Source organism: Azoarcus sp. DD4, assembly GCF_006496635.1.
Taxonomy (GTDB): domain Bacteria; phylum Pseudomonadota; class Gammaproteobacteria; order Burkholderiales; family Rhodocyclaceae; genus Azoarcus.
Genome location: NZ_CP022958.1, coordinates 4,421,640 through 4,446,111 on the forward strand (window position 1 = coordinate 4,421,640; position 24,472 = coordinate 4,446,111).

26 protein-coding genes are annotated in these 24,472 nt (G+C 65.0%); 3 read left to right on the plus strand and 23 right to left on the minus strand.

The window, feature by feature from the left end:
- Positions 1–8: 8 nt before the first annotated feature.
- From CJ010_RS20385 to CJ010_RS20435, 11 genes are all read right to left on the minus strand, one after another.
- Positions 9–596 carry an aminodeoxychorismate/anthranilate synthase component II gene (locus CJ010_RS20385; protein ID WP_141019750.1) on the minus strand — a complete coding sequence of 196 codons (588 nt, stop codon included), beginning with the start codon at positions 594–596 and terminating at the stop codon, positions 9–11.
- A gap of 371 nt (positions 597–967) precedes the next feature.
- Positions 968–2,440 carry an anthranilate synthase component I gene (gene trpE / locus CJ010_RS20390; protein WP_141019751.1) on the minus strand — a complete coding sequence of 491 codons (1,473 nt, stop codon included), beginning with the start codon at positions 2,438–2,440 and terminating at the stop codon, positions 968–970.
- A gap of 266 nt (positions 2,441–2,706) precedes the next feature.
- Entirely contained in the window at positions 2,707–3,381 is a 675-nt protein-coding gene (locus tag CJ010_RS20395; RefSeq protein ID WP_141019752.1) for a phosphoglycolate phosphatase, read from the minus strand.
- A 14-nt stretch (positions 3,382–3,395) separates the two neighbouring features.
- Complete coding sequence (gene rpe, locus CJ010_RS20400; RefSeq protein ID WP_141019753.1) at positions 3,396–4,094, minus strand: ribulose-phosphate 3-epimerase; 699 nt, start codon at positions 4,092–4,094, stop codon at positions 3,396–3,398.
- Positions 4,095–4,174: 80 nt separating this feature from the next.
- Positions 4,175–6,532 (minus strand): GspE/PulE family protein, encoded by a 2,358-nt coding sequence (locus tag CJ010_RS20405; RefSeq protein WP_141019754.1) that lies wholly within the window; start codon positions 6,530–6,532, stop codon positions 4,175–4,177.
- Positions 6,533–6,639: 107 nt separating this feature from the next.
- The gene (locus tag CJ010_RS20410; RefSeq protein ID WP_141019755.1) at positions 6,640–7,407 is read right to left on the minus strand and encodes a 3',5'-cyclic-nucleotide phosphodiesterase; all 768 of its coding nucleotides are present in this window, start codon (positions 7,405–7,407) and stop codon (positions 6,640–6,642) included.
- Positions 7,408–7,531: 124 nt separating this feature from the next.
- The gene (locus CJ010_RS20415; protein WP_141019756.1) at positions 7,532–8,293 is read right to left on the minus strand and encodes an FHA domain-containing protein; all 762 of its coding nucleotides are present in this window, start codon (positions 8,291–8,293) and stop codon (positions 7,532–7,534) included.
- Between the two features lie 28 nt (positions 8,294–8,321).
- Entirely contained in the window at positions 8,322–9,101 is a 780-nt protein-coding gene (locus CJ010_RS20420) for a PP2C family serine/threonine-protein phosphatase (RefSeq protein ID WP_141019757.1), read from the minus strand.
- 137 nt (positions 9,102–9,238) lie between these two features.
- Positions 9,239–10,132, minus strand: coding sequence for a succinate--CoA ligase subunit alpha (gene sucD / locus CJ010_RS20425; protein WP_141019758.1), 894 nt, complete (start codon positions 10,130–10,132; stop codon positions 9,239–9,241).
- 11 nt (positions 10,133–10,143) lie between these two features.
- Complete coding sequence (sucC, locus tag CJ010_RS20430) at positions 10,144–11,304, minus strand: ADP-forming succinate--CoA ligase subunit beta (RefSeq protein WP_141019759.1); 1,161 nt, start codon at positions 11,302–11,304, stop codon at positions 10,144–10,146.
- A gap of 244 nt (positions 11,305–11,548) precedes the next feature.
- Positions 11,549–12,103 (minus strand): DUF2889 domain-containing protein, encoded by a 555-nt coding sequence (locus tag CJ010_RS20435; RefSeq protein ID WP_141019760.1) that lies wholly within the window; start codon positions 12,101–12,103, stop codon positions 11,549–11,551.
- Positions 12,104–12,316: 213 nt separating this feature from the next.
- On the opposite strand from CJ010_RS20435, the gene CJ010_RS20440 reads away from it, so the two are divergent.
- The gene (locus CJ010_RS20440) at positions 12,317–14,233 is read left to right on the plus strand and encodes a FimV family protein (protein ID WP_141019761.1); all 1,917 of its coding nucleotides are present in this window, start codon (positions 12,317–12,319) and stop codon (positions 14,231–14,233) included.
- 29 nt (positions 14,234–14,262) lie between these two features.
- Here CJ010_RS20440 and CJ010_RS20445 read toward each other — a convergent pair whose 3' ends face one another.
- Positions 14,263–15,012: a Nif3-like dinuclear metal center hexameric protein gene (locus tag CJ010_RS20445; protein WP_141019762.1), complete on the minus strand. Its 750-nt coding sequence runs from the start codon at positions 15,010–15,012 to the stop codon at positions 14,263–14,265.
- 106 nt (positions 15,013–15,118) lie between these two features.
- On the opposite strand from CJ010_RS20445, the gene CJ010_RS20450 reads away from it, so the two are divergent.
- Entirely contained in the window at positions 15,119–16,279 is a 1,161-nt protein-coding gene (locus CJ010_RS20450) for a Do family serine endopeptidase (protein ID WP_141020797.1), read from the plus strand.
- A 142-nt stretch (positions 16,280–16,421) separates the two neighbouring features.
- Here CJ010_RS20450 and tatC read toward each other — a convergent pair whose 3' ends face one another.
- From tatC to hisB, 10 genes are all read right to left on the minus strand, one after another.
- Complete coding sequence (gene tatC / locus CJ010_RS20455; protein ID WP_168224993.1) at positions 16,422–17,210, minus strand: twin-arginine translocase subunit TatC; 789 nt, start codon at positions 17,208–17,210, stop codon at positions 16,422–16,424.
- Positions 17,211–17,218: 8 nt separating this feature from the next.
- Entirely contained in the window at positions 17,219–17,668 is a 450-nt protein-coding gene (tatB, locus tag CJ010_RS20460; RefSeq protein WP_141019763.1) for a Sec-independent protein translocase protein TatB, read from the minus strand.
- 350 nt (positions 17,669–18,018) lie between these two features.
- A complete protein-coding gene (tatA, locus tag CJ010_RS20465; RefSeq protein ID WP_141019764.1) occupies positions 18,019–18,252 on the minus strand; it encodes a Sec-independent protein translocase subunit TatA in 234 nt (77 codons plus the stop codon).
- A 10-nt stretch (positions 18,253–18,262) separates the two neighbouring features.
- Positions 18,263–18,610 carry a histidine triad nucleotide-binding protein gene (locus CJ010_RS20470; RefSeq protein WP_141019765.1) on the minus strand — a complete coding sequence of 116 codons (348 nt, stop codon included), beginning with the start codon at positions 18,608–18,610 and terminating at the stop codon, positions 18,263–18,265.
- 10 nt (positions 18,611–18,620) lie between these two features.
- The gene (locus CJ010_RS20475) at positions 18,621–18,956 is read right to left on the minus strand and encodes a phosphoribosyl-ATP diphosphatase (RefSeq protein WP_141019766.1); all 336 of its coding nucleotides are present in this window, start codon (positions 18,954–18,956) and stop codon (positions 18,621–18,623) included.
- On the minus strand, positions 18,953–19,348 hold the full coding sequence (hisI, locus tag CJ010_RS20480; protein ID WP_141019767.1) for a phosphoribosyl-AMP cyclohydrolase: 396 nt from the start codon (positions 19,346–19,348) through the stop codon (positions 18,953–18,955). Before hisI ends, CJ010_RS20475 begins: the two co-directional genes overlap by 4 nt.
- Positions 19,345–20,106 carry an imidazole glycerol phosphate synthase subunit HisF gene (hisF, locus tag CJ010_RS20485; protein WP_205755006.1) on the minus strand — a complete coding sequence of 254 codons (762 nt, stop codon included), beginning with the start codon at positions 20,104–20,106 and terminating at the stop codon, positions 19,345–19,347. Before hisF ends, hisI begins: the two co-directional genes overlap by 4 nt.
- Complete coding sequence (hisA, locus tag CJ010_RS20490; RefSeq protein ID WP_141019769.1) at positions 20,103–20,861, minus strand: 1-(5-phosphoribosyl)-5-[(5-phosphoribosylamino)methylideneamino]imidazole-4-carboxamide isomerase; 759 nt, start codon at positions 20,859–20,861, stop codon at positions 20,103–20,105. The genes hisF and hisA overlap by 4 nt, the downstream gene beginning before the upstream one ends.
- Before the next feature lie 44 nt (positions 20,862–20,905).
- Entirely contained in the window at positions 20,906–21,544 is a 639-nt protein-coding gene (gene hisH, locus CJ010_RS20495) for an imidazole glycerol phosphate synthase subunit HisH (protein ID WP_141019770.1), read from the minus strand.
- Positions 21,545–21,617: 73 nt separating this feature from the next.
- A complete protein-coding gene (gene hisB / locus CJ010_RS20500; RefSeq protein ID WP_141019771.1) occupies positions 21,618–22,205 on the minus strand; it encodes an imidazoleglycerol-phosphate dehydratase HisB in 588 nt (195 codons plus the stop codon).
- A 114-nt stretch (positions 22,206–22,319) separates the two neighbouring features.
- Between hisB and hisC the strand changes: the two genes are divergently transcribed.
- A complete protein-coding gene (gene hisC, locus CJ010_RS20505; protein ID WP_141019772.1) occupies positions 22,320–23,393 on the plus strand; it encodes a histidinol-phosphate transaminase in 1,074 nt (357 codons plus the stop codon).
- 103 nt (positions 23,394–23,496) lie between these two features.
- Here hisC and CJ010_RS20510 read toward each other — a convergent pair whose 3' ends face one another.
- Positions 23,497–24,219, minus strand: a complete 723-nt coding sequence (locus CJ010_RS20510) for a transglycosylase SLT domain-containing protein (protein WP_141019773.1) — start codon at positions 24,217–24,219, stop codon at positions 23,497–23,499.
- Between the last annotated feature and the right edge of the window lie 253 nt (positions 24,220–24,472).

Below are 24,472 nucleotides of genomic sequence, written 5' to 3' on the forward strand. Positions count from 1 at the left end.
TTTTCCGGTCAGGCGGCGGCAGGCAGGCTGCGGCTCGATTCGAGGAAGTTCTTCAGCAGGTCATGGCCGCGCTCGGTCATGATCGATTCGGGGTGGAACTGTACGCCTTCGACGTCCAGCGTCTTGTGGCGCACGCCCATGATCTCGCCGTCGTCGGTCCAGGCGGTAATCTCCAGACAGTCCGGCAGGCTGGCGCGTTCGATCGCGAGCGAATGATAGCGGGTGCAGATGAGCGGGTTGGGCAGACCGCGGAACACGCCGATGTCCTTGTGGTGCACCGGCGAGGTCTTGCCATGCATGAGTTTCTGCGCGTGCACGATGCGCCCGCCGAAGGCGGCACCTATGCTCTGGTGGCCGAGGCAGACGCCGAGGATGGGCAGCTTGCCGGCGAATTCGCGGATCGCGGCGACCGAGATGCCGGCTTCAGCCGGCGAGCACGGTCCGGGCGAGACGACCAGGTGGTCGGGCTTCATGTGAGCGATCTGCTCGAGGGTAATTTCGTCGTTGCGGAACACCTTCACCTGGGCGCCGAGTTCGCCGAAGTATTGCACCAGGTTGTAGGTGAAGCTGTCGTAGTTGTCGATCATCAGCAACATGTCGGTTTTCCTTTTTCGCTGCGTCGCGGCTGCCAATTCTGGCTTCGACGCGATGGAATATCTGTGTAGCGCCGGGCGGTATGTGACTGAACGGTGGGCGCGCGTTGGAGGCTGCGCGGGAATTCCTTCCGCCGGCTGTGGAACTCGCCCTTCGGGCTCGGACAGTCCTCGCCGGCTCCAGGAACACCCGCACATCCTCCACGATTCACCGCACGCGGCGTCCGGGCCCTCGCCACCCTGAGGCGGCATGGGTGGTGTTTGTGGAAGGGCAAGGACTGTCCGAGCGAGCGCAGCGAGCGAGTTCCGCAGCCCGGTAACAAAACCACCCGTGCCGCCGGTTTCAGCTCACCAAGTCACCAGCGGCACAAACCTCAAACCTGCGTATCCAGCCCGCCCTCGGCCATCTCGGCCGCCCGCAGCATGGCCCGCGCCTTGTTCTGCGTTTCCTGCCATTCGGCATCCGGGTCGGAGTCGGCAACGATGCCCGCCCCCGCCTGCACGTGGATCTGACCATCCTTGAGCACCGCCGTGCGGATCGCGATCGCCAGGTCCATGTCGCCGTGGAAACCAAGATACCCCACCGAGCCGGCGTAGATGCCGCGCTTGACCGGCTCCAACTCGTCGATGATCTCCATTGCGCGCAGCTTGGGCGCGCCCGACACCGTGCCCGCCGGGAAGGTGGCACGCAGCACCGCCAGCGCGTCCAACCCATCCTTCAGCTTGCCCTCGACGTTGGACACGATGTGCATCACATGGGAGTAGCGCTCGATGGTGAAGCGCTCGGTGACCTTCACGGTGCCGGTCTCCGACACCCGGCCGGCGTCGTTGCGGCCGAGGTCGAGCAGTTGCAGATGCTCGGCGCGCTCCTTTTGGTCGGCCAGCAAGTCTTCTTCCAGCGCCACGTCCTCGGCGACGGTAGCCCCGCGCTTGCGGGTACCCGCGATCGGCCGCACGGTGACGGTGTCGTCCTCGAGGCGAACCAGGATCTCCGGCGAGGCGCCGACGACGTGGAAGTCCTCGAGATTGAAATAGAACATGTAGGGCGACGGATTCAGCGAGCGGATCGCCCGGTAGAGCGCCATCGGATGCGCGGCGAAGGGCTTGCTCATGCGCTGCGACAGCACCACCTGCATGATGTCGCCGTCGACGATGTACTGCTTGGCACGGCGCACCGCGTCCTTGAAGGCCTCCTCGCCGAAGCTGGACACCGCCGGCGCCGGCTCGGCGCGCACGTCCTCCGGAATCGCTACCGGCGCGCGCAGCCGGGCCAGCAGTTCCTGCAGGCGCTTCCTGGCGCGCTTGTAGGCGCCAGGCACCTCCGGTTCGGCATACACCACCAGCGTCAGCTTGCCGGTGAGATTGTCGACGATGGCGATCTCCTCGGACAGCAGCAGCAGGATGTCGGGGGTTCCGAGTTCGTCGCTCTTTTCCGTCTTGGCCAGCCGCGGCTCGATGTAGCGCACCGTGTCGTAGCCGAAGCAGCCCACCAGCCCGCCGGCAAAGCGCGGCAGATGCTCGCGCGGCGGCACCTTGATACGGTTCATGAACTCGGCAACGAAGTTGAGCGGGTCGCCGTAATCGCGCCGTTCGACCAGGCGGTTGCCGGTGAGCAGCAGGGCCGAGCGGCCGTAGACCTCGATGCGGGTCGGCGATGCGAGGCCGATGAAGGAATAGCGGCCGAAGCGTTCGCCGCCCTGCACCGATTCCAGCAGATAGGTGTAGGGCTCGTTGGCGAGCTTCAGGTAGATGGAGAGCGGCGTGTCGAGATCGGCGAAGGTCTCGAGCGTGACCGGGATGCGGTTGTAGCCCTCGGCTGCGAGGGCATTGAATTCCTGTTCGAGCATGGGTGCTCCACGAAGACGGTTGGATCCGGACGACTGCTTGGGCGGGTGAGGCCGGCCTGGGAATCGCGGAGGTGTTGCTGGTTCCGCGCAGCCGGCGACCCGCAAGGGGTATGCGTATTAGTGGCCCACAGGCCAACGCCAGCCGCCGCGCCAGTCGGCGCGTTGCTGTGCGTTCGCAAAATCCTTGTCCGGGAACCGCTGTTCGAGAGTCACGATGCTTTCTGGTCTGAGTCCGCTACCGCAGGAGGCAGGCGCTGTGGCGGCGGTCATGCCGCAACGATATGGTCCAGCGCCTGAAGTGCGTTCGATAGTAGCCCATCGCATTCGATGGTGTCCACCGGCATGCCCTCGCTGTAGCCGTAGGTCACGAGCAGCACCGGCATGCCGGCCGCGCGCGCGGCGAGCGCATCGTTGGCGGAGTCGCCTATCATCAGCGCCTCCTCCGCCGGTACGCCGAGCAGTTCGCAGGCGTGGAACAGCATCGCCGGATCGGGTTTCTTCACCGGCAGGGTGTCGCCGCTGACCACCGCCTCGAAGTGATGAGCAATACCCATATGCGCGAGCAAGGGCCTGGTGAAATCGCCCGCCTTGTTGGTCACCACCGCCAGCTTCAGCTTGCGCGCCCGCATCTCGGCCAGGGTTTCAAGGATGCCCGGGTAGATGCGCGTTCCCAGGCCGTTCACCGTGGTGTAGTGGCGGCGAAAAACCCCGATCGCTGCCTCGATCTCGGCCTCGGTCGCGGACGCGTTCTCGGTGAGGCAGCGCCGTACGAGGTTGGGCAGCCCCTTGCCGACAAAGCTATGCACTTCTGCGAGCGGCCGCAGCGGACGCCCGAGCTCGGCCAGCATGCGATTGGCGGCCTCGGCCAGGTCGCCGATGGTGTCGAGCAAAGTTCCGTCGAGATCGAAAAGTACCGCCCGTGCGTTGAATCGCGCGTTCATCCGGCCGCTCCCGCTCACTCCGCCGACAGCGTCGCGAGCTCGGCGCGCATCGCGCCGATCACGCTGTCGTAGCGGTTCGCATCGCCCTCCCTGCCGGCACCGAACACGGCCGAACCGGCCACGAAGGTGTCGGCACCCGCCCGGGCGATCTCGGCGATGTTGTCCACTTTCACGCCGCCGTCGATCTCCAGCAGGATGCGACGGCCGGTCTGCGCCTCGTAGGCGTCCAGCCTGGCGCGCGCGGCACGCAGCTTGTTGAGGGTTTCGGGGATGAACTTCTGGCCGCCGAAGCCGGGGTTCACGCTCATCAGCAGCACGACGTCGAGCTTGTCCATGACGTGGTCGAGATAGTGCAGCGGCGTCGCCGGGTTGAACACTAGTCCGGCCTGGCAGCCGGAATCGCGGATCAGGCCAAGGCTGCGATCGATATGCTCGGACGCCTCGGGGTGGAAGGTGATGATGTTGGCGCCGGCCTTGGCGAAATCCGGGATGATGCGGTCGACCGGCTTGACCATCAGGTGTACATCGATGGGCGCGCTCGTCACCGGGCGCAGCGCCTCGCACACCAGCGGCCCGATGGTGAGATTGGGCACGTAGTGGTTATCCATCACATCGAAGTGGATCCAGTCCGCACCCGAGGCGACGACCTGACTGACCTCCTCGCCGAGCTTGGCGAAATTGGCGGAGAGGATGCTGGGGGCGATGCGGAACATGAGGCAGGACTCCAGGGGATCGAGCCCTGCATTTTACCCGGCAGCCAGCTGCTTGCGCAGACCGGCCGCCGTCGCCGGCCTCAGCGCAGACAGACCTTGCGGACCTGTTTCAGGTCGGTGATGCCGCCGAGCACCTTCTCGATCCCGTCCTGGCGCAAGGTGCGCATACCCTCGGCCAGCGACACCGCCAACAGTTGCGCCAGGTGGCCACGCTCCTGGATCACCCGCTTGATGTCGGGGCTGCCTATCATCAGTTCGTGCAGCCCCACCCGGCCACGGTAACCCTGATTGCACTCCGGGCAGCCCACCGCGCGGAACAGCTTGAAGCGGCCATCCACGTCCGCATGATGGGCACGCCACTGGGCAAGGATCTCGGCGCGGGCCGCATCTGGATCGGCGGCGAAAGCCGGCGTCAGGTGCATGTCGGCGCAGTACTCGTCGAGCAGGTGGTCGATCTCGGCCGGCTCCGGCTCGTAGGCCTGCTTGCAGTGCCGGCACAAACGTTTGGCCAGGCGCTGAGCGAGCACGCCGAGCAGGGCATCGGAGAAGTTGAACGGATCCATCCCCATGTCCAGCAGGCGCACGACGGACTCCGGCGCGCTGTTGGTGTGCAGGGTGGACAACACCAGGTGCCCGGTGAGCGACGCCTCGATCCCCACCGACATCGTTTCCTGGTCGCGCATTTCGCCGACCATGATGACGTCGGGGTCGGCACGCAGAAAGGCCCGCATCATGGTGGCGAAGTCCAGCCCGGCCTTGCGGTTCACCTGCACCTGCCGCAGGCCCTTCTGGGTGATTTCGACAGGATCCTCGATCGTCCAGATCTTGGTTTCGGGCGTGTTGATGTAGCCGAGGATGGAGTGCAGCGTGGTGGTCTTGCCCGAGCCTGTCGGACCGCACACGAAGAACACGCCATACGGCTTGACGATGGTCTCGCGCAGGCGTTCGAGGTTGCGCGGCGACAACGCCAGTTCGCCAAGCGGGATGGGCTCGCTGTTGGACAGGATGCGCATCACCACGTCTTCTGTACCGCCGGCCGTCGGCACGGTGGCAACCCGCAGCTCGATGTCGAGCGGCGCGTACTTGCGGAACTTGATCTTGCCGTCCTGCGGCCGGCGCCGCTCGGAGATGTCGAGGTCGCACATGATCTTGATGCGGGTGACGAGCGGGTTTCGATAGCTCGCCGGCACCTCGATGTAAGGCACCAGGGTGCCATCCTTGCGGAAGCGGATCAGCGTCTTTTCCTTGCCCGGACGCGGTTCGACATGGATGTCGGAGGCCCCCTGCTTGTAGGCGTCGATGATGACCTTGTTCACCAGCTTGACGAGTTCGTTGTCCGCCGCGGCATTGACGTCGTCCGACAGGCTGCTCTCGTCGCTGTCGTCGTCCAGCCCCGACAGGAGATCGTTCACCGAACTGGTGTCGAGCTGCGCCTCGAAGAACTGGTTGACGGTGCGCTCGAACTCCGCCCGCGTCGTCACCCGGAAGGCCAGCTTCTTTTTCGGGTAGACGTTCTGCGCGATGCGCGAGCCGCGCACCTGCTCGGGATCGGTCGTCATGATGACGACGCCTTCGGTTGTCTCCTCCAGCGGCAGCCACTGGCTCTGCTGCACATAGTCGCGCTTGATGTTGCGCAGCAGATCCATCGGCTTGACGCGATCCGGGCGATAGGGCTCGTAGGCCACGCCGTAGAAGCGGGCTGCGGCCTCGCCGATCTCCGCCTCGCGCAGGCCGAACTCCGACATCAGGGTCAGCTCGACGGACACGCCGCTCTCGCGCGCCTTGCGCGTAGCGTTCCCCAATTCCTCCGCGGTGATGCGACCGTCCGCCACCAGCGCGTCGAAACGCGAACGTGGCTGCATCGGCGCCTGCGTATGGCGACCGAAGGCCACCCCGAGGGTCTGCGCCAGGCCAAGCAAGCCCTCTTCGGCAAAGCCGGAAAAGGCGCCGCCGATACTGAGGTTGATGAGCTGTATCACCCCTTGCAGCTTGCCGTTTTCCGGGTTGACGATGGGCGCCACCAGCATCTGGCGCGCGCGATAGCCGGTCACCTCGTCAACCTCGCGGCGGAATTCCAGCTTGGGCGAGATCGCCTTGAGTTCGGCATCGTCGTATACGTCAGCGATGTTGAGCACCTTGCCGGACACCGCGACATAGCCGGCGATGCTGTTCTCGGCCACCGGCAGGCGGATGTTCTGCACGCTCTGCAGGCCGGTCTTGACCTTGGTGGCAATCACCGCCCCCTGATCCTCGACGACGTAGATGGACAGGCGCTCGGCATCGAACAGGGCGCAGATGTCGGCCGACAGCTCGAAGATGATCTCGTCGATGTCCTGCGTCGCATGGACGCGAGTGGTAATCGCCTGCAGCCCCTTGAAGAAGGCCAGGCGGCGGGCGACCTCACCACCGGCCGTCGCTTTTCCGGGCAATGCGCTCATGGGTCTCGTATCAGCGTGAGATGAATGCGGAACGCGCATTCTAACGGCAGGGCGTAAGCTTTGCGGCTCCGCAGCGCACTGTCCCTGCTCCTGCCCCGGCAGGCCGGTCAGAAGTCCAGCACCTGGCCCTGCATGAGGCGTTGCGGCTGCAGCCGCCCCGCATAAGTACCGAGTTGCTCCATGATCCGGTCATCGACACCCGGCTTCAAGTGACTGATGTGCACCTGGGGCGACACCGTAAGCTCGTCCAGCATGGCGGTCAGCAAACTGGGACACAGATGGCGCGAGGCCAGCGCCAGCCCCTGCTGCTCGTTCGGGAAGGCGGTCTCGATGATGAGGTGACGCAACCGCTCGGTATGGTTGATCGCCGCGATCAGCTCCGGACAGTATGCCGTGTCGCCGGAATAGAGCAGCTGCCCTTTGCCGCTGTCCAGACAGTAGGACACGGCCGGTACGGTGTGATGCGCCGGCAGCGCCGTCACCGTGCCGGCGCCGAACCGCACCGACTCTCCGACCTTGATGACCTGGAAGCGCAGGAAGGGTCGATGGCGGTCGGGAATCGCAGAAAAATCGGGCCAGATCAGCCAGTTGAAGATGTGCGAACGCAGGATGCGGATGGTTTCCGCCGAGCCATAGACCGTGACCGGCACGCCGCGCGCCTCACCGACCGAATCGATCAGCAGCGGAATGGACGCGATGTGGTCGAGGTGTGCATGGGTGATGAAGATATGGTCGATACGCTTGAGCTGCTCGTACTCCAGATCGCCCACGCCGGTGCCGCAGTCGATGAGAATGTCATCATCAACCAGGAAGGACGTCGTTCGCGCTTGCGCGCCACCGATGCCGCCGCTGCACCCTAGCACCTTGAGTTTCATGAGAAATTGCTGACCGGCACCTGTTCCATGGAGCGCACTGGCCCGCCCATGCGCTTACCGTGCGGACCTTAGCACCCCGCGCCGACGACGCCATGTGCAAAAAATCACGCAGCTCCGACTCGCTTCAGACGCGCAGGAAAAACTCCATTTTGACGCCTGCGATCTCGATGATGTCGTGATCATTCAGGCGATGCGCCTGCGCGTCGAGCGTGCGGCCGTTGACCATGGGAAAGCTGGCGCCCTCGACATGGGTGATGAAGTAGCCGTGCGGCCGGCGCGTGATCACCGCCACCTGCCGTCCCGGCTTGCCCAGCGTGGTGAGCGATTTCGACAGCTCCAGTTCGCGGCCGGCATTGGCACCGTTGAGCACCTGGATCACGCCTAGATGATCGGCACCGGCCGCTGGCGGCGCGTCGGACTTCAGCGGCTCCGACTCCTCCGCTGACGGACGGAGCAGTTGCGTACGCTGTCCGGCCGCACTGCCCGGCGCTGGCGCCGGGCGCGAGCCGGCCGACTCTTCGGGCGCATCGAAGGGGGCACTGAAGGGCTTCAGGGCAGCGGTATCTATCATCTCCGATGTCGCCAGGCCGACCTGCGCCGAGTCGGTCAGATACTTCAGCCTGTACTTGCCGAGTTCGATCACGTCGTTGTTCTGCAACACGTACTTCTTGATCGGCTGCCCGTTCACATAGGTGCCGTTGGTGCTGCTCTGATCCTCGAGGAAGGCGTCGTTGAGAATGCAGGTGATGACGGCATGATTTCCGCTGATGGCGAGGTTGTCGATCTGGATGTCGTTGTTCGCCTTGCGGCCGATCGACGTGCGCTCCTTGCTGAGGGCGATTTCCTTGAGCACCAGTCCGTCCATGCTGAGTATCAACTTCGGCATTACCGTACCCGTCAATTCGATCCGCGCACTACGCGAACCCGTCATCGTTATCCGTCACCCCGGCGCACTGGGCAAGGATCACGGAAATGTTGTCCCGACCACCGTTGTCGTTCGCCGCCTCGACCAGGCGATCCGCCATCTCGTCCAGTTCACCACCATCGCCCAGCGCCGCCGCAATTTCGCAGTCATCGAGCATGTCGGTCAAGCCGTCCGAGCAGAGCAGGAAGATATCAGCTTCCCGGACAGGATGGATGGCGATATCTGTATCAAGCAATGGCGCGACCCCCAATCCGCGGGTCAGCATGCCGCGATAGCGCGAACGTCGCGCCTCATCGGGACGCATGATGCCGGCGTCGACCTGCTCCTGCAGCAGGGTATGGTCCCGCGTGAGCAAATCCAGGCGCCCATCGGCATAGCGGTACAAGCGGGAATCGCCGACGTGCGCACAGACGAGCTTATCGGCGAGAAAAACGCCGACCACGAGGGTAGCCCCCATGCCCGCCAACTCCGGACGCAAGACCCCGACGCGCCGAATCTCGGCATTGGCGTCTTCGGCCGCCCTACGCGCAATCCTCGCGACAGCCTCGGCATCACGCGGCACCCCCGCATCGCGCTGCAGGCTGCGCAACACCACGTCGACCGCCAGGTTGGCGGCGACGTCTCCCCCCTGGTAGCCACCCATGCCGTCGGCGAGTACCAGCCAGCCGTGCGCGGCATCGACACGCAGCGCATCCTCGTTACGCAGGCGCACCCTGCCGACATGCGAGCGACTGGCACAGCGCAGCAGGGATGACGTCGGCTCGGACATGCAGATCGGCACAGCCACAGAAAAAGCGGACCATCGCGAGGGTGGAAGGTCGATTCATTCTAGCCGCGCGTCCTGCCCGGTAGACAAAAAAGCGCCGGGCAAGCCGGCGCTTTTTCACGGCTTACAGCCAAAAACGATTACAGCATCGCCTTCAGCAGCTTGGCCATTTCCGACGGGTTGCGCGTCACCTTGAAGCCGCACTCTTCCATGATGGCGAGCTTGGCATCGGCGGTGTCGGCGCCACCGGAAATCAGCGCACCGGCGTGGCCCATGCGCTTGCCGGCCGGCGCGGTGACGCCGGCGATGAAACCGACGATCGGCTTCTTCATGTTGGCCTTGCACCACTGCGCCGCTTCGGCTTCGTCCGGACCGCCGATCTCGCCGATCATGATCACCGCATCGGTGTCCGGATCGTCGTTGAACATCTGCATGACGTCGATGTGCTTCAGACCGTTGATCGGATCGCCACCGATACCGACCGCCGAGGACTGGCCCAGACCCAGCTCGGTGAGCTGCGCCACGGCTTCGTAGGTCAGGGTGCCGGAGCGCGACACAACGCCGATACGACCCTTGCGGTGGATGTGACCCGGCATGATGCCGATCTTGATCTCGTCAGGCGTGATCAGGCCCGGGCAGTTCGGCCCCAGCAGCAGGGTCTTCTTGCCGCCGGCGGCTTCCTTGGCCTTCATCTTGTTGCGCACCATCAGCATGTCGCGGACGGGGATGCCTTCGGTGATGCAGATCGCCAGGTCAAGGTCGGCTTCGACCGCTTCCCAGATGGCGTCGGCAGCGCCGGCGGGCGGAACGTAGATGACGGAGACGGTGGCGCCGGTTTCGGCGGCGGCTTCCTTCACCGAGGCGTAGATGGGGATGTCGAAAATCTTTTCGCCAGCCTTCTTCGGGTTCACGCCGGCAACGAAGCAGTTCTTGCCGTTGGCGTATTCCTGGCACTTCTCGGTGTGGAACTGACCGGTCTTCCCGGTGATGCCCTGGGTGATGACCTTGGTGTCTTTGTTGATCAGGATGGACATTCAGACTCTCCTTACTTGACCGCAGCCACGATTGCAGTGGCAGCTTCCGCCATGGTATTGGCGGAGATGATCGGCAGACCCGACTCGGCGAGGATCTTCTTGCCGAGCTCCTCGTTGGTGCCCTTCATGCGCACCACGAGCGGGACGGAGAGGTGAACTTCCTTGGCCGCGGCGACCACGCCGGTGGCGATGGTGTCGCAGCGCATGATGCCGCCGAAGATGTTGACCAGGATGCCCTTGACCTTGGGGTTCTTGAGCATGATCTTGAAGGCTTCGGTGACCTTCTCGGTGGTGGCACCGCCACCGACGTCGAGGAAGTTGGCCGGCTCGGCACCGAACAGCTTGATGGTGTCCATGGTGGCCATGGCCAGACCGGCACCATTCACCAGGCAGCCGATGTTGCCGTCGAGGCTGATGTAGGCCAGGTCGAACTTGGAGGCTTCGATCTCGTCGGCATCTTCTTCATCCAGATCGCGGTAGGCGACGATTTCCGGGTGGCGGAAGAGCGCGTTGGAGTCGAAATTGAACTTGGCGTCGAGTGCCTTGACGGTGCCGTTGCCCTCGTGGATGAGCGGATTGATTTCCGCCAGCGAGGCATCGGTTTCCATGTAGCAGGTGTAGAGCTTCTTCAGCGTATCGACGGCCTGCGCCACCGAGCCTTCCGGCATGCCGATGCCCTTGGCCAGTTCGGTGGCCTGCGCGTCGGTCAGGCCGACGAGCGGATCGACGAAGACCTTGATGATCTTCTCGGGGGTGTTGTGCGCGACTTCCTCGATGTCCATGCCGCCTTCGGAGGAGGCCATCATGGCGACCTTCTGGGTGGCACGGTCGGTCAGCGCGGCAACATAGTATTCGTGCTGGATGTCTGCACCTTCCTCGATGAGGAGGTTGCGCACCTTCTGGCCTTCGGGGCCGGTCTGGTGGGTGACGAGCTGCATGCCGAGGATCTGGGACGCGTACTGGCGCACCTCGTCCAGCGACTTGGCAACCTTCACGCCGCCGCCCTTGCCGCGACCGCCCGCGTGGATCTGGGCCTTCACCACCCAGATCTTGCCGCCGAGCTGCTCCGCTGCCTTGACAGCGTCGTCGACGCTGGTGCAGTGGATGCCGCGCGGCGTGACGACGCCGTACTTTCTCAGTACTTCTTTTGCCTGATACTCATGAATCTTCATGGTTGCCCTTCGATCGAAGTCACGGCGTGCCTTGCCGCCGCGAGCAGGTTGATGGGACGCTTCGGAGCATCGCTCCGCGACGGGCGCCGTCTCCCTCGTCCGGCGCACACCGCTGCCGGCCGGACGTGCCGCCCGACCCCATCCATTGGCACGCGCGCAGCAATGCGTGGTTACCGCAAGATCGCGGGATTATAACTGTTTTTATGGCAGGCATAAGTCCGGTTTAGCGCACTGCACAATCCGCTCAATCGGCCTGCGGAGGCTTGCGGAACCAGCGCGGATAGTAGCGACGCACCGTCTCGGTCGAGGTCTCGAGCGCATGGCAACGATCGAGCTGGAAGGGCTTTTCGCCGGTGTCTTCGTTGTCGCGACGGAAGGTCGCGAAGGTCTGGATCGCCGCCGTCGGCAGCGACAGCAGCAACTCGGAAATGTGGGTGCAGCCACGGACGTCGGCGAACATTTCACCGACGGTCTTGCGGAAGCCCCGGACCAGGTTCAGGCCGATCAAGCGCCGATAGTCCGGCGTTATCACCTCGCAACCGCCGGGATAAGGCACTCGCTCGGAGCTGGCAGCGGCATCGACGATGGTAAAAGCCGGATCCAGCGTGACACGCACCCGCATGAAATGGATGGGTTCGCCAGCAGGCCGGAGGCCGGACGCGATCGGATAGTCGACGTCCTTCACATCGACGAGGGACGCCTCCAGTTCGAGCAGGCCGTCGTCGCGGCGAAACCCCTCGAGTTCGATGCGCCGCACATGGACCCGCTGGCGGCCGACGGATGGTGGCGGCAAAGGCATGATACATACGGCAAAGTACGGAGACGACGCATCTTACCGCGATTTTCGCCCTCCCCTGCGCCGCACGACGGCGATACGGCGGCTCGCCGACGGTCGATTACGTCACGCCAGCGAGCATTCCACCTGCACAAGCACCCGACATGGCTGGAATGCAAACCGATAGTCTGATAAAAACGGCGGCATCGACATCAGCGACCGCCAGGCCAGCGGAACATGACAATCAGACGGACTCCCATCGCCGCACTCCTCACTGGCCTGACCCTGGTCTCCAGTCCCGCGGCGCAGGCCGTCGTCCTCGGAGAAGTCGTTTCCATCTCCGCGGTCGGCCAGCCGGTGCGCATCGAGATCCTCAGCCTGGACGGCCGCATCGACGACGCCGGCGAATGCCTGCGCGTGGTCACACCCGCGGATACCGACGGCGGGCTGCCCACGATAGCGAAGGCGCGCATCAGCGGCAGCGGCAGCGGCCCGAATGCACGCATCGTCATCAGCTCGCCAGCCCCGATGCTGGAACCGGCCGCCCAGCTCTACGTCGAGAACGTCTGCGACTCGCGGCTGCGCCGGCAATACACCCTGCTGCTGTCTTACCCGGAGAGCGCCCCCGAGGCCGTCGTGCCGCCACAGGCCGTTACACCGCCACGGTCCGCCCCTGCCACAGCACGCGCGCCCACGCCGCGCGCACCACGCGCGCCCCAGACCAACCGCTGGACCACCGCACCCGGGGAATCGCTCGCATCGCTGGCGTCGGCACTTTATCCGGACGATGCGGATGCCCGGCAGCGCTTCACCAGCGCCGCGGCCAACGCCAACCCGCAATTGTTCCCGGATCGCGCATCGCAGCGTGCCGCCCTTCCCGCCGGCACCGAGCTCGTCATGCCGGACATGCGCCGTGTCGCGGCGCGCGCGCCGCGCCGCGACACGGCCGAATCCGCCCCACCGACCCGGCAGGCGGCGGCAACGCGCGGCACCACGCCCGCGGAGCCTCCGCGGCGAGAGCCGGATCGCCTGGTCGTTGCCGACGAGCCGGCCGGCGCCAGCCGCAGCCAGCGGACGGCAGGCAGCGCCCCCACCCCGGCGGCAAACGATCCAAGCTGGACTGCGCGCGAACGCGAACTGGCCAACGCGGTCGACCGCACCATCGTCGCGCAGATGGAGCTGCTCGCTCGCATCAAGGAACTCGAACAGCTCCAGACCGAGCTCGAGGCGCGCGCCGCCCAACTCGGCGTCAAGCTCCCGGCACCCGGCACCGACGCCCCCGCTGTGGCGGTAGCCCCGCCTATCACGCCGCCCCCAGCACCCGCCGAAGCACCTGCGGCACCGCCAGCAAGCAGCCCCACGGCGGCTGCCGGTGAGCGGAATTACGGCGACCTCGGCCTGCTCGGCGGCCTCGGGATCCTCACCATCGGCCTGGTGGCCCTGCTACTCCGCAACCGCCGCCGCGACAGTTCCGACAACGCCGCCTACGCCACGCCCCGTCCGGCGGAACAGAGTTTCGCCCCAGCAACGACACGCACTACTGCGCCCCCCAGCCTTGCGCCCATGAGCGAGGCGCCTTCGCAAATGGGCGACAAGCCGCTCAGCTCGCTCGACCCGCGCTCGCTGGCCCAGCTCAGCCCGGCCGAGGCCGAGGTTGAAGAGCACGACTCGGCGATCGAACTCGCCGAAATCATGATGAGCTTTGGCCGCGTGCATGGCGCCGCGGAAACCTTGGCCGAGTTCATCCGCAACAACCCCAAGCAGGCGGTCACGCCCTGGCTGAAGCTCCTCGAGGTCTACCGTGCAGCCGGTCTGCGTGCGGAGTTCGACGGCCTCGCCCGCCAACTGAACAAGACATTCAACGTCAAGGCGGTCACCTGGGACAACTTCGAAGATGCCCGCCGGATGCCGGATTCGGTGGAAAAGCTGCCGCACGTGCTCGCCCGCCTCCAGCAGCTCTGGGGCACGCGAGAATGCCAAGCGTATATTCAGACCCTGTTGCGGGACAACCGTGACGGCACCCGCCAGGGCTTCCCGCTCAACATCATCGACGAACTGCTGCTGCTCGCCGCCATCCTCGAACAACACCTGGGTCCCTATCGGGTCGAACCCGAAGCACCTCCACCGACCCCAGGCGAACGCCAAGCCGCCTGAGCTCAATCACCCGGCCGGACAGTTGCCGCTCACACCGGGTTGTCGATGTCGATGAAGTCGGCGCTCAGGCCGAGGCTTCCGCGGAGATGGTGCGCAACCGCACGGGCACCGTAGCGCTCGGTGGCGTGGTGGCCGGCTGCAATGTAGGGGATGCCCGACTCGCGGGCGAGATGGACCGTTTGCTCGGACACCTCGCCGGAAACATACAGGTCGGCGCCGGCGAGAATGGCCTGTTCGAAATAGCCTTGCGCCCCACCGGTGCACCATGCGATGCGGCGCACCGGGCGGTCGGCATCGCCGAACAGCAACGGATCGCGCCCGAGGCGCGCCGCCAGCGAACGCGCCACCTGCACGGCCGGCTCGCTCGGCACCGACACCCGCCCTATCCAGCCGAGCTCCTGGTCGGCGAAACGCCCCTCCGCCACCCACCCCATCAGGCGCCCCAGCTGAGCGTTGTTGCCCAGCTCGGGATGCACGTCCAACGGCAGGTGATAAGCGAAAAGGCTGATATCGTGCTTGAGCAGGGTCGCCAGCCGGCGCTTGCGGAAACCGGTGATGCGCCCGTCTTCACCACGCCAGAAATAACCGTGGTGCACGAAAATCGCATCGTAGCCGCCCGCGACCGCCCGATCGAGCAAGGCCTGACTGGCAGTGACGCCGCACAGCACCTTGCCCACTTCGGGGCGGCCTTCCACTTGCAAACCGTTTGGGCAATAATCCCGCAGCCGCGGGGCCTCGAACAGTTGATCCAGATAGCTTTGCAGCTCGCCGAGTTGCATGCGAATTTCGCTCCCGCTCGTCCCTTGTTCCGTACAGCCGTCGCGCCGATGCGACCGCTGCAGCGCTGGCGGCAAATCGCCCCACGCACCTACATTGAGCCAGATTATGCGCCGCCTGTGGCTGATCTTCGCGCAGGCCGTGACCATCAGCGTCGCGGTGCTGTTCGTACTCAACACCCTCAAACCGGAATGGTTGCGCAACGCCACCCCCGCTGCTGTCGTCGCCGTCCTCGAAGCGCCGGAGCGTGAGCAGGACGCCGCCGCCGCGCCTGGCTCCTACGCCGGTGCTGCGCAGCGCTCGCTGCCTTCGGTGGTACATGTGTACACCAGCAAGGAAATCCGCAGTCCGCGCCATCCTCTGCTCGACGATCCGCTGTTCCGCCACTTCTTCGGCGAACGGCCGGACGCCGGCAGCCAGCGCACATCCGGACTTGGCTCGGGCGTAATCGTCAGCCCCGACGGCTTCGTCCTGACCAACAACCACGTGATCGAGGCCGCCGACGAGATCGAAGTCGCCCTCAACGACGGCCGCAAGTTTGCCGCGCGCCTGGTGGGGCGCGACCCGGAAACCGATCTCGCCGTCCTCAAGCTGAAGACCGACGCCCAGCTGCCGGCAATCACCTTTGCAACAGGCGACGCGCTCCAGGTGGGCGATGTGGTGCTCGCTATCGGCAATCCCTTCGGTGTCGGTCAGACGGTAACCATGGGCATCGTCTCGGCACTCGGCCGCACCCACCTGGGCATCAACACCTTCGAGAACTACATCCAGACCGATGCCGCGATCAATCCGGGCAACTCCGGCGGCGCCCTGGTCGACGCCACCGGCAATCTGGTCGGGATCAACACCGCGATCTACTCGCGCTCGGGCGGCTCGCTCGGCATCGGCTTCGCCATTCCGGTCTCGCTCGCGCGCAACGTTCTCGAGCAGATTGTCACGGCGGGGGAAGTCACTCGCGGATGGGTGGGCGTCGAAATCCAGGAGATCACGCCGGAGCTGGCGGAATCCTTCGGCCTGGGCGGCACCAGCGGGGCGCTGATCTCGGGCGTACTGCGGGGCAGCCCGGCAGATCGCGCCGGCATCCGCCCGGGCGACGTGCTCGTTGCAGTCGATGGCCGCGGCGTGCAGGACCCGAAGGGCATGCTCGAGCAGGTGGCCGCACTCGCCCCGGGGCGCACTGCGCAGTTCCGTCTCAAGCGCGCCGCGAACGAAATCGAGCTGACGGTGGAGGTTGGCCGTCGCCCGACACCCCAGGCAACAACCCGCTGACCCCGGGCACTGTCCACCACGCGGCACGAATCATCAGCACGCCAGCCGCCGCGCCGGGCGCCGGTTAAAAGCACTGACCGTCAAATGCAAATCGGCCCGCCGAAGGCGAGCCGAAGATTCTTGTCGTTGCAAAGACCCGGGGTTATTTGCCGTCGCGTTCCGCTTCGGCATGCCCCAAGGAGCCGTCAGCGCTGTCAACCGCCATGCTGCGGCTCGCCGGCTGAGAAACGAAGCGGGCGAGGATGATGCCCAGCTCGTAGAGCAGGCACATCGGCACCGCCAGCATGAACTGCGAGACGACGTCCGGCGGCGTTACCACCGCAGCGACGACGAAGGCCCCGACGATCACGTACGGCCGCACCTCCTTCAGCTTGGCAATATCGACCACGCCGGCCTTGACCAGCAGGATGACGGCGATCGGGACTTCGAAAGTGATGCCGAAGGCGATGAACATCGACATCACGAAAGACAGGTATTGCTCGATATCCGGCGCGGGCACGATGCTCTTTGGCGCGAATTCGGCAATGAACGTGAACACCGTGCCGAACACGAAGAAGTAGCAAAAAGCCATGCCCATCAGGAACAGCAAGGTGCTGCCCAGCACCAGCGGCAGGGCAAGGCGCCGCTCATGGGCATACAGACCCGGTGCGATGAAAGCCCAGGCCTGGTAGAGCACCACCGGCAGCGCCACGACGAAGGCGACCAGCATGGTCACCTTCACCGGGACGAAGAAGGGCGTGACCACGCCGGTAGCGATCATGTGCGTCCCTTCGGGCAGCGTGCGCATCATCGGCAGCGCGAGCAGATCATAGATCTGGCCAGCCCAGGGCATCAAACACACGAATACCACCGCCACCGCGACGATGGCGCGCAACAAGCGGTCGCGCAGCTCGATCAGATGGGCGATGAAGGTTTCAGTCTGTTCGCTCATGCCCACACTCATGCCTTGTCCGCAGGCACTGCCTGCTTGGGCGTCTGATCCAGCCCGAGTTCGAGCTGCGGCCCGGGATCGGTGACCCCTGTATCCTCAACCGGAGCAGCGGAATCGCTCGACGCAGCAGACACTGCGGCGGCACCGGCGCTCGCCGCGGCAGGAATTTCCTTGATTTCGCCTACAGCCTGCCCAAGCTCGGACTCGACGCTCGCGACCTCGCTACGCACCGAGCTCTCGAGGCTTTGCGCCTGCTGCTGGACTTGCTGCTGCAGCTTCTTCAGCTCTTCCAGCTGCATCTCGCGCTGGATGTCGGACTTCACGTCCGAAACGTAGCGCTGCAGGCGACCGAGCAGATGACCTGCCGTTCGCGCCACCTTGGGCAGCCGCTCGGGACCGACCACGATGAGCATCACCACCCCGATGACGACGAGTTCAGAGAAACCGAAATCGAACATATTCCCTTGCCTGACAAAATTGCCCCCACGCTCCCGGCTGCGCGGCAGGAGGGCCGGCGCTGCACAGCCGGCCCGTTCCGCGGGCACGGAGCAATGCTCCGCGAAACCCCCGCCCCCCGAGGAGGCGGCTTTGTCTTGGGACGGCCCGGCTACACAGTTGTCCCCACGCTCCCGGCTTCGCGGCAGGAGGGCCGGCTTTGCACAGCCGGCCCGTTCCGCGGGCACGGAGCAATGCTCCGCGAAACCCCCGCTCCACCCCCCCGAGGGGGCCGTTCTGTCTTGGGGTGGCCCGGCGACAAAACAAAGGGGCGCTCCGCGCGGGCGCCCCCGGTTTTTCGCTCTAGCCTGCCTCAGGAGTGGGTCTTCTCGACCTTTTCCCGGGCCTCACCCTCGAGGGTCTGCCCGCCGGCGATCTTCTGCTGCGATGCGCTGTCAGCCGCGGAGTCCGCTTCCTTCATGCCGTCCTTGAAACCTTTGACCGCGCCCCCGAGATCCTGTCCGATGTTGCGCAGCTTCTTGGTACCGAAAACCAGCATGACGATGACCAGAACGATCAGCCAGTGCCAGATGCTGAATGAACCCATACCGCTCTCCTTAACGCTTCAGCATGGGCGGCAGGGGATCCGGCCCGCCCAAAATGTGTAGGTGAAGATGATACACCTCCTGCAAACCCACCCGCCCGGTGTTCACGATGGTACGAAAACCGCTGGAGCAGCCCTGCTCGACCGCGATTCGACCGGCCGTAACCATCAGACGGCCCATCATGGCCTCGTGTTCCGGCGCCAGCTCGGCCATCGATGGAATGTGCTGCTTGGGGATCACCAGGATGTGCACCGGCGCCTGCGGCCGGACGTCGTGAAAGGCGAGCACCAGCTCGTCCTCGTACACCTTCTTCGCCGGAATCTCGCCAGCCGCGATGCGGCAGAAGATGCAGTCGCTCATCGAGTTGCGTTCAACCGGCCGCGGGAGCGCCGCGCGACTTCTTCTCGTCGATGCCGGACACGCCTTCACGGCGACGGAACTCGGCCAGCACGTCATCGACTGAGAGACCGTGGTGGGCCAGCAGCACCATGGAGTGGAACCAGAGGTCGGTGACTTCCCAGACCAGGTGGAGCATGTCCTTGTCCTTGGCCGCCATGATGGTCTCGGCCGCCTCCTCCGCCACCTTCTTGCAGATCGCGTCGGTGCCCTTGGTGTACAGGCTGGAGACGTAGGAAGAGTCGGGATCTGCCTTCTTCCGCTCGGCGAGCGTCGCCGCCACGCGGTGCAGCACTTCGATGTCGATCATGAGTAGATGTCCTTCGGATCTTTCAGTACCGGCTCCACGGCCTCCCAGCGGCCGTCGGCGAGAAACTTCTGGAAGAAACAGCTGTGACGTCCGGTGTGGCAGGCAATGCCGCCAATCTGCTCGACCTTGAGCAGCACGACATCGTTGTCGCAATCGATGCGGATCTCGATCACCTTCTGCACATGACCGGATTCCTCGCCCTTATGCCACAGCTTACGCCGCGAACGTGACCAGTAGATGGCGTGCCCGGACTCGGCGGTGCGCTGCAGCGCCTCGCGGTTCATCCAGGCGAACATGAGCACGTCGCCGCTCGATGCCTCCTGCGCGATCACCGGCACCAGTCCGTTTTCGTCCCACTTGACCTCATTGAGCCACTTGGTGCTCACACTCACAGTCGCACCTCGATGCCCCGCGCCCGCATCAGCTCCTTGGCTTCGCGCACGGTGTGTTGGCCGAAATGGAAGATGCTCGCCGCCAGTACCGCATCTGCACGCCCCTCCGACACACCATCGGCAAGATGCTCGAGCGAACCGACGCCGCCGCTGGCAATCACGGGGATGCGCACCGCGTCCGACACGGCGCGGGTAAGGCCAAGGTCGAAACCGATCTTGGTTCCGTCGCGATCCATGCTGGTAAGGAGAATCTCGCCGGCACCAAGCGATTCGACCTTGCGCGCCCACTCGACCGCATCCAGGCCGGTGTTGTTACGCCCGCCGTGGGTGAAGACCTCCCACTTGCCCGGCGCCGTCTGCTTGGCGTCGATGGCCACGACGATGCACTGGCTGCCGACCTTGCCGCTGGCGTCGGCGACGATCCGGGGGTTGTTCACCGCGGCGGTGTTGATGCTGACCTTGTCCGCGCCCGCATTGAGCAGGCGCCGGACATCATCGACCGAACGCACGCCACCACCCACGGTGAGCGGAATGAAGACCTGATCGGCCACCTGCTCGACAACGTGCAGGATGATGTCGCGATCGTCGGAACTGGCCGTGATGTCGAGAAAAGTGATCTCGTCGGCGCCCTGGTCGTCATAGCGCCGCGCGATCTCGACCGGATCGCCGGCATCGCGCAATTCGACGAAATTCACACCCTTGACCACCCGCCCCGCATTGACGTCGAGGCAGGGGATGATGCGCTTGGCGAGCATCAGACGCCCCCGGCGGTGCGGGCACCCAACTCGTCGGCACGGGCCTGCGCGGCGGCGAGGTCGAGCGAACCTTCGTAGATTGCCCGACCGGTGATCGCACCGATGACCCCTTCTTCCTCGACCGCACACAGCGCATCGATATCGCGCAGGTCGGTGATGCCACCGCTGGCGATCACCGGGATCCGCAGCGCGCGCGCAAGGCGCACCGTGGCTTCGATGTTGACGCCGGAGAGCATGCCGTCACGACCGATGTCGGTGTAGATCACCGACTCGACGCCGTAATCCTCGAACTTCTTCGCCAGGTCGACGACATCGTGCCCGGTCATCTTGGACCAGCCGTCCACCGCCACCTTGCCATCCTTGGCGTCGAGACCGACGATGATGTGGCCCGGGAAGGCGCCGCAGGCGTCGTGCAGGAATCCTGGATTCTTCACCGCGGCGGTGCCGATGATGACGTAGGAAATGCCGTTGTCGAGGTAGTGTTCGATGGTGTCGAGATCGCGGATGCCGCCACCGAGCTGCACCGGGATGTCGTCGCCGACTTCATCGGTGATGGCGCGGATAGCCGCACCGTTCTTGGGCTTGCCGGCAAAGGCGCCATTGAGGTCGACCAGATGGAGACGACGTGCGCCCTGTTCGATCCAGTGCCGCGCCATCGCAGCCGGATCGGAGGAGAACACCGTGGCGTCGTCCATTTCGCCCTGCTTCAGGCGAACACATTGACCATCCTTGAGGTCGATAGCGGGGATCAGCAACATACCGGGACAGAGGCAGTGAGGGGAAGGGAAGCGATGGGCCAGCGTCAAGGCGCCCAGCGGACGAAATTCTCGAGCAGCCGCAGGCCTGCCTGGGCACTCTTTTCCGGGTGGAACTGAACGGCAAAGATATTATCCCGCGCTACCGCACTGGTAAAGCGCAGGCCGTAGTCGGTCTGTGCAGCGGTCACGCCGGCGTCGGCCGGCATCACGAAGTAGCTGTGCACGAAGTAGAAGCGCTCGCCGTCGGCGATACCTTCCCACATCGGATGCGGCTTCGACTGCCACACCTCGTTCCAGCCCATGTGCGGAACTTTCAGGCGGCAGCCGTCGGCTGCCACCATGCGCTCGTCGGGGAAACGTACCACTTCGCCCGGCAGGATGCCGAGCCCGGGAACATCGCCTTCCGCCGAATGCGCAAACAGCATCTGCTGGCCGATGCAGATGCCGAGAAAGGGCTTGCTTGCCGCAGCGGCAATCACCGCCGGACGCAAGCCGCGCTGATCGAGTTCGCGCATGCAGTCGGGCATCGCCCCCTGGCCGGGGAACACGACCCGGCCCGCGGCAGCAACCACCGCGGGATCCGAAGTGATGACGATTTCACGCCCCGGCGCCACATGCTCGATCGCCTTCGCGACCGAGCGCAGGTTGCCCATGCCGTAATCGATGATGGCCACGTCGGTCATCTTGGAAACGCTCGCTCAGAGTTGCGGTAAGGAATAAGGGAACTGCCGGCGCAACCTCTCGCCGCGGCGGCGGTCAGAGCGCGCCCTTGGTGGAAGGCACCGCGCCGGCAAGACGCTCGTCACGCTCGGCGGCCATGCGCAGCGCCCGGCCGAAAGCCTTGAAGATGGTTTCACACTGGTGATGCGCGTTATCGCCACGCAGGTTGTCGATGTGCAGGGTAACACCCGCATGATTGACGAAACCCTGGAAAAACTCACGCGCCAGATCGACATCGAAATTGCCGATGCGGCCGCGGGTGTATTCCACGAAGTAATGCAGCCCGGGACGCCCGGAGAAGTCCACCACCACGCGCGACAGCGCTTCGTCGAGCGGCACATAGGCATGCCCGTATCGGCGGATGCCCTTCTTGTCGCCCAGCGCCTTGGCAAAAGCCTGCCCGAGGGTGATGCCCACATCCTCCACGGTGTGGTGGTCGTCGATGTGGGTATCGCCTTCGGCTCGGATGTCGAGATCGATCGCACCGTGGCGGGCGATCTGGTCGAGCATGTGGTCGAAAAAGGGCACGCCGGTTGCAAGATTGGCCTTGCCGGTCCCGTCCAGGTCGATACGGGCGGTGATCCGGGTTTCGAGGGTGTTGCGCGTGACGTCGGCTTGCCGCATGGCTGATTACTGGACTGCAGGTGAATATCGAGGCCCATGATACCATCGCCGCACGATCCGGCAGCAACACCGGACAGCCTCGACAACCGCCAGCCAAATCCGCCAGACCCAAGCATGAGCCGCTACTGGAGTGCCGTCGTCCACGGCCTGACCCCTTATGTTCCGGGCGAACAGCCCAAGCTCGACAACCTGGTCAAGCTGAATACCAACGAACACCCATACGGCCCGTCGCCGCGTGCACTCGAAGCGATCCACGCCGCCACCTCGGACGGCTTGCGGCTTTATCCGGACCCGAACGCTGACGCGCTGAAGCAGGCCCTGGCCCGGCGTTACAAGGTGACGCCCGAACAGATCTTCGTCGGCAACGGCTCGGACGAAGTGCTCGCACACGCTTTCATGGCCCTGCTCCGGCACGAACGCCCGCTGTGGTTCCCCGACATCACCTACAGCTTCTACCCGGTCTATTGCGGCCTCTACGACATCGCCGCGCGCACCATTCCGCTCGATGCCGACTTTGCGATCCGCACCGAAGACTATCTGCCGCAAGGCGAAGAACGGGCCGGCGCAATCATCTTCCCCAACCCCAACGCCCCGACCGGCCGGCTGCTGCCGCTCGCCGACATCGAGCGCATCGTCGCCGGCAACCCGGACGCGGTGGTGGTGGTCGATGAGGCCTATGTCGATTTCGGCGGAGAGAGCGCGCTCGCCCTGGTGGACCGCTACCCCAACCTGCTGGTGATCCAGACTTTCTCCAAGAGCCGCTCGCTTGCCGGCCTGCGGGTAGGATTCGCCGTCGGTCACGCGGCGCTGATCGAGGCCCTGGAGCGCGTCAAGAACAGCTTCAATTCCTACCCGCTCGATCGTCTGGCGATTGCCGGCGCGGTCGCATCGGTCGAAGACGACGACTACTTCGTCGACAGCTGCCGCAAGGTCGTCGCTACCCGCGAACGCGTCGTGTCGGACCTCGCCGCGCTCGGCTTCGACGTCCTGCCCTCGGCGGCCAACTTCATCTTTGCCCGCCACCCGCAACGCGATGCGGCGGAACTCGCCGCATCCCTGCGCCAACGCGCCATCATCGTGCGCCACTTCCGCCAGCCCCGCATAGAGCAGTTCCTGCGCATCACCATCGGCACCGACGCGCAGTGCCAAACGCTGGTCGCGGCGCTGAAAGACATCCTGGCATCCTGAACGGCACAGCGCGCGGAACGTCAGCCGACGACGTCCGCGCGCGCGATCAAGAATTCAAGACAGCCGATCGCCCATCAAGGCGACCAAGACACTGCTTGCACAGTCAGACGTCGGTTCCGGCCTTGCGCCCCGCCGCCGAGATCAGGCGCTTTTTCACCGCCATGACCTTGCGCGCATAGCCTGCATCGGGGTCGGAGAGCGCGCCGCCGTAGTACTGCAGCGCAGCCTGCAGGCTGCCGTAGCGGCGCAGCCCCTCGCGCAGCACCAGCGTACCGACGCGCACATTGAGCTCCGGATCAAACAGCGCATCCTCGCCCTTGGCCTTGCCAATCTTGTCCATGTGGAATCGCGGAATCACCTGCATCAGCCCCTGCGCGCCCGACTGGCTCTCGGCGAAGGGATTGAAGCGCGATTCCACAGCCATCACGGCCACGATGAGCAAAGGATCGATACCTGCGTGGCGGCCGGCTTCCTGCGCGGCAAGCAGCACGGGCTCGAGCACCAGACTGGAGACCCGGTACTGCTGGGACACCCAGTCGCGCACGCGCGCCATCTCGCCGGACAGATCGTCATCGCCAAGCTCGACGGCTACCGGCTTCGGCGCCACCACTGGCGCAGCAACCGGCACCGCCGCTGACGCATCGACCACATCCGCCTGCTCGGCGGCGACCATATCGAACGCGCCGGCACCTTTCACAGGCAACTTGCCGCTGACGACAACGGCGCCTGCAATCAGACCAGCGACCAACAAACTACCGTGAGTGAAGTGAAGCAGAAACTCGCCCGCGCGACGCAGCGGAGCGACCAAACGAGTTGCGTGATCCATGGTGTCCTCCATGCTGTGGCCGGAGCACACGACACGCAGCTGCCCGGTAAGGCAGTTTGCCAACCCCACGGAGGTCTTCCACAGGGCCATCTTCCGGCAGGAGGCAGGTAAGCCCCGACCACCGGGTCGTCGTACTCGGTCGCCAGTAGGTTTTCAGGCGGAGGACCGCAACCAGATCCTTCGCCCCGCAGTGCGAACAGCCATGATTCCCGCGCCACCCTCCTACTGCCGGGCAGCGCCGCACTGGCGCAAA

What these genes read in the sequence shown, in the direction of transcription:
- CJ010_RS20435 (WP_141019760.1), bottom strand. Translation starts at nt 12,103, where the DNA reads ATGCCTTTGCCGCCACCATCCGTCGGCCGCCAGCGGGTCCATGTGCGG.
- CJ010_RS20510 (WP_141019773.1), bottom strand. Translation starts at nt 24,219, where the DNA reads ATGGATCACGCAACTCGTTTGGTCGCTCCGCTGCGTCGCGCGGGCGAG.
- hisH (WP_141019770.1), bottom strand. Translation starts at nt 21,544, where the DNA reads ATGACCGACGTGGCCATCATCGATTACGGCATGGGCAACCTGCGCTCG.
- tatA (WP_141019764.1), bottom strand. Translation starts at nt 18,252, where the DNA reads ATGGGTTCATTCAGCATCTGGCACTGGCTGATCGTTCTGGTCATCGTC.
- CJ010_RS20440 (WP_141019761.1), top strand. Translation starts at nt 12,317, where the DNA reads ATGACAATCAGACGGACTCCCATCGCCGCACTCCTCACTGGCCTGACC.
- trpE (WP_141019751.1), bottom strand. Translation starts at nt 2,440, where the DNA reads ATGCTCGAACAGGAATTCAATGCCCTCGCAGCCGAGGGCTACAACCGC.
- CJ010_RS20475 (WP_141019766.1), bottom strand. Translation starts at nt 18,956, where the DNA reads ATGATCGACATCGAAGTGCTGCACCGCGTGGCGGCGACGCTCGCCGAG.
- CJ010_RS20420 (WP_141019757.1), bottom strand. Translation starts at nt 9,101, where the DNA reads ATGTCCGAGCCGACGTCATCCCTGCTGCGCTGTGCCAGTCGCTCGCAT.
- rpe (WP_141019753.1), bottom strand. Translation starts at nt 4,094, where the DNA reads ATGTTCCGCATCGCCCCCAGCATCCTCTCCGCCAATTTCGCCAAGCTC.
- hisA (WP_141019769.1), bottom strand. Translation starts at nt 20,861, where the DNA reads ATGTTGCTGATCCCCGCTATCGACCTCAAGGATGGTCAATGTGTTCGC.
- hisC (WP_141019772.1), top strand. Translation starts at nt 22,320, where the DNA reads ATGAGCCGCTACTGGAGTGCCGTCGTCCACGGCCTGACCCCTTATGTT.
- sucC (WP_141019759.1), bottom strand. Translation starts at nt 11,304, where the DNA reads ATGAAGATTCATGAGTATCAGGCAAAAGAAGTACTGAGAAAGTACGGC.
- CJ010_RS20410 (WP_141019755.1), bottom strand. Translation starts at nt 7,407, where the DNA reads ATGAAACTCAAGGTGCTAGGGTGCAGCGGCGGCATCGGTGGCGCGCAA.
- CJ010_RS20385 (WP_141019750.1), bottom strand. Translation starts at nt 596, where the DNA reads ATGTTGCTGATGATCGACAACTACGACAGCTTCACCTACAACCTGGTG.
- tatB (WP_141019763.1), bottom strand. Translation starts at nt 17,668, where the DNA reads ATGTTCGATTTCGGTTTCTCTGAACTCGTCGTCATCGGGGTGGTGATG.
- CJ010_RS20405 (WP_141019754.1), bottom strand. Translation starts at nt 6,532, where the DNA reads ATGAGCGCATTGCCCGGAAAAGCGACGGCCGGTGGTGAGGTCGCCCGC.
- hisB (WP_141019771.1), bottom strand. Translation starts at nt 22,205, where the DNA reads ATGCGGCAAGCCGACGTCACGCGCAACACCCTCGAAACCCGGATCACC.
- CJ010_RS20395 (WP_141019752.1), bottom strand. Translation starts at nt 3,381, where the DNA reads ATGAACGCGCGATTCAACGCACGGGCGGTACTTTTCGATCTCGACGGA.
- CJ010_RS20470 (WP_141019765.1), bottom strand. Translation starts at nt 18,610, where the DNA reads ATGAGCGACTGCATCTTCTGCCGCATCGCGGCTGGCGAGATTCCGGCG.
- sucD (WP_141019758.1), bottom strand. Translation starts at nt 10,132, where the DNA reads ATGTCCATCCTGATCAACAAAGACACCAAGGTCATCACCCAGGGCATC.
- CJ010_RS20445 (WP_141019762.1), bottom strand. Translation starts at nt 15,012, where the DNA reads ATGCAACTCGGCGAGCTGCAAAGCTATCTGGATCAACTGTTCGAGGCC.
- CJ010_RS20415 (WP_141019756.1), bottom strand. Translation starts at nt 8,293, where the DNA reads ATGCCGAAGTTGATACTCAGCATGGACGGACTGGTGCTCAAGGAAATC.
- CJ010_RS20450 (WP_141020797.1), top strand. Translation starts at nt 15,119, where the DNA reads ATGCGCCGCCTGTGGCTGATCTTCGCGCAGGCCGTGACCATCAGCGTC.
- tatC (WP_168224993.1), bottom strand. Translation starts at nt 17,210, where the DNA reads ATGAGCGAACAGACTGAAACCTTCATCGCCCATCTGATCGAGCTGCGC.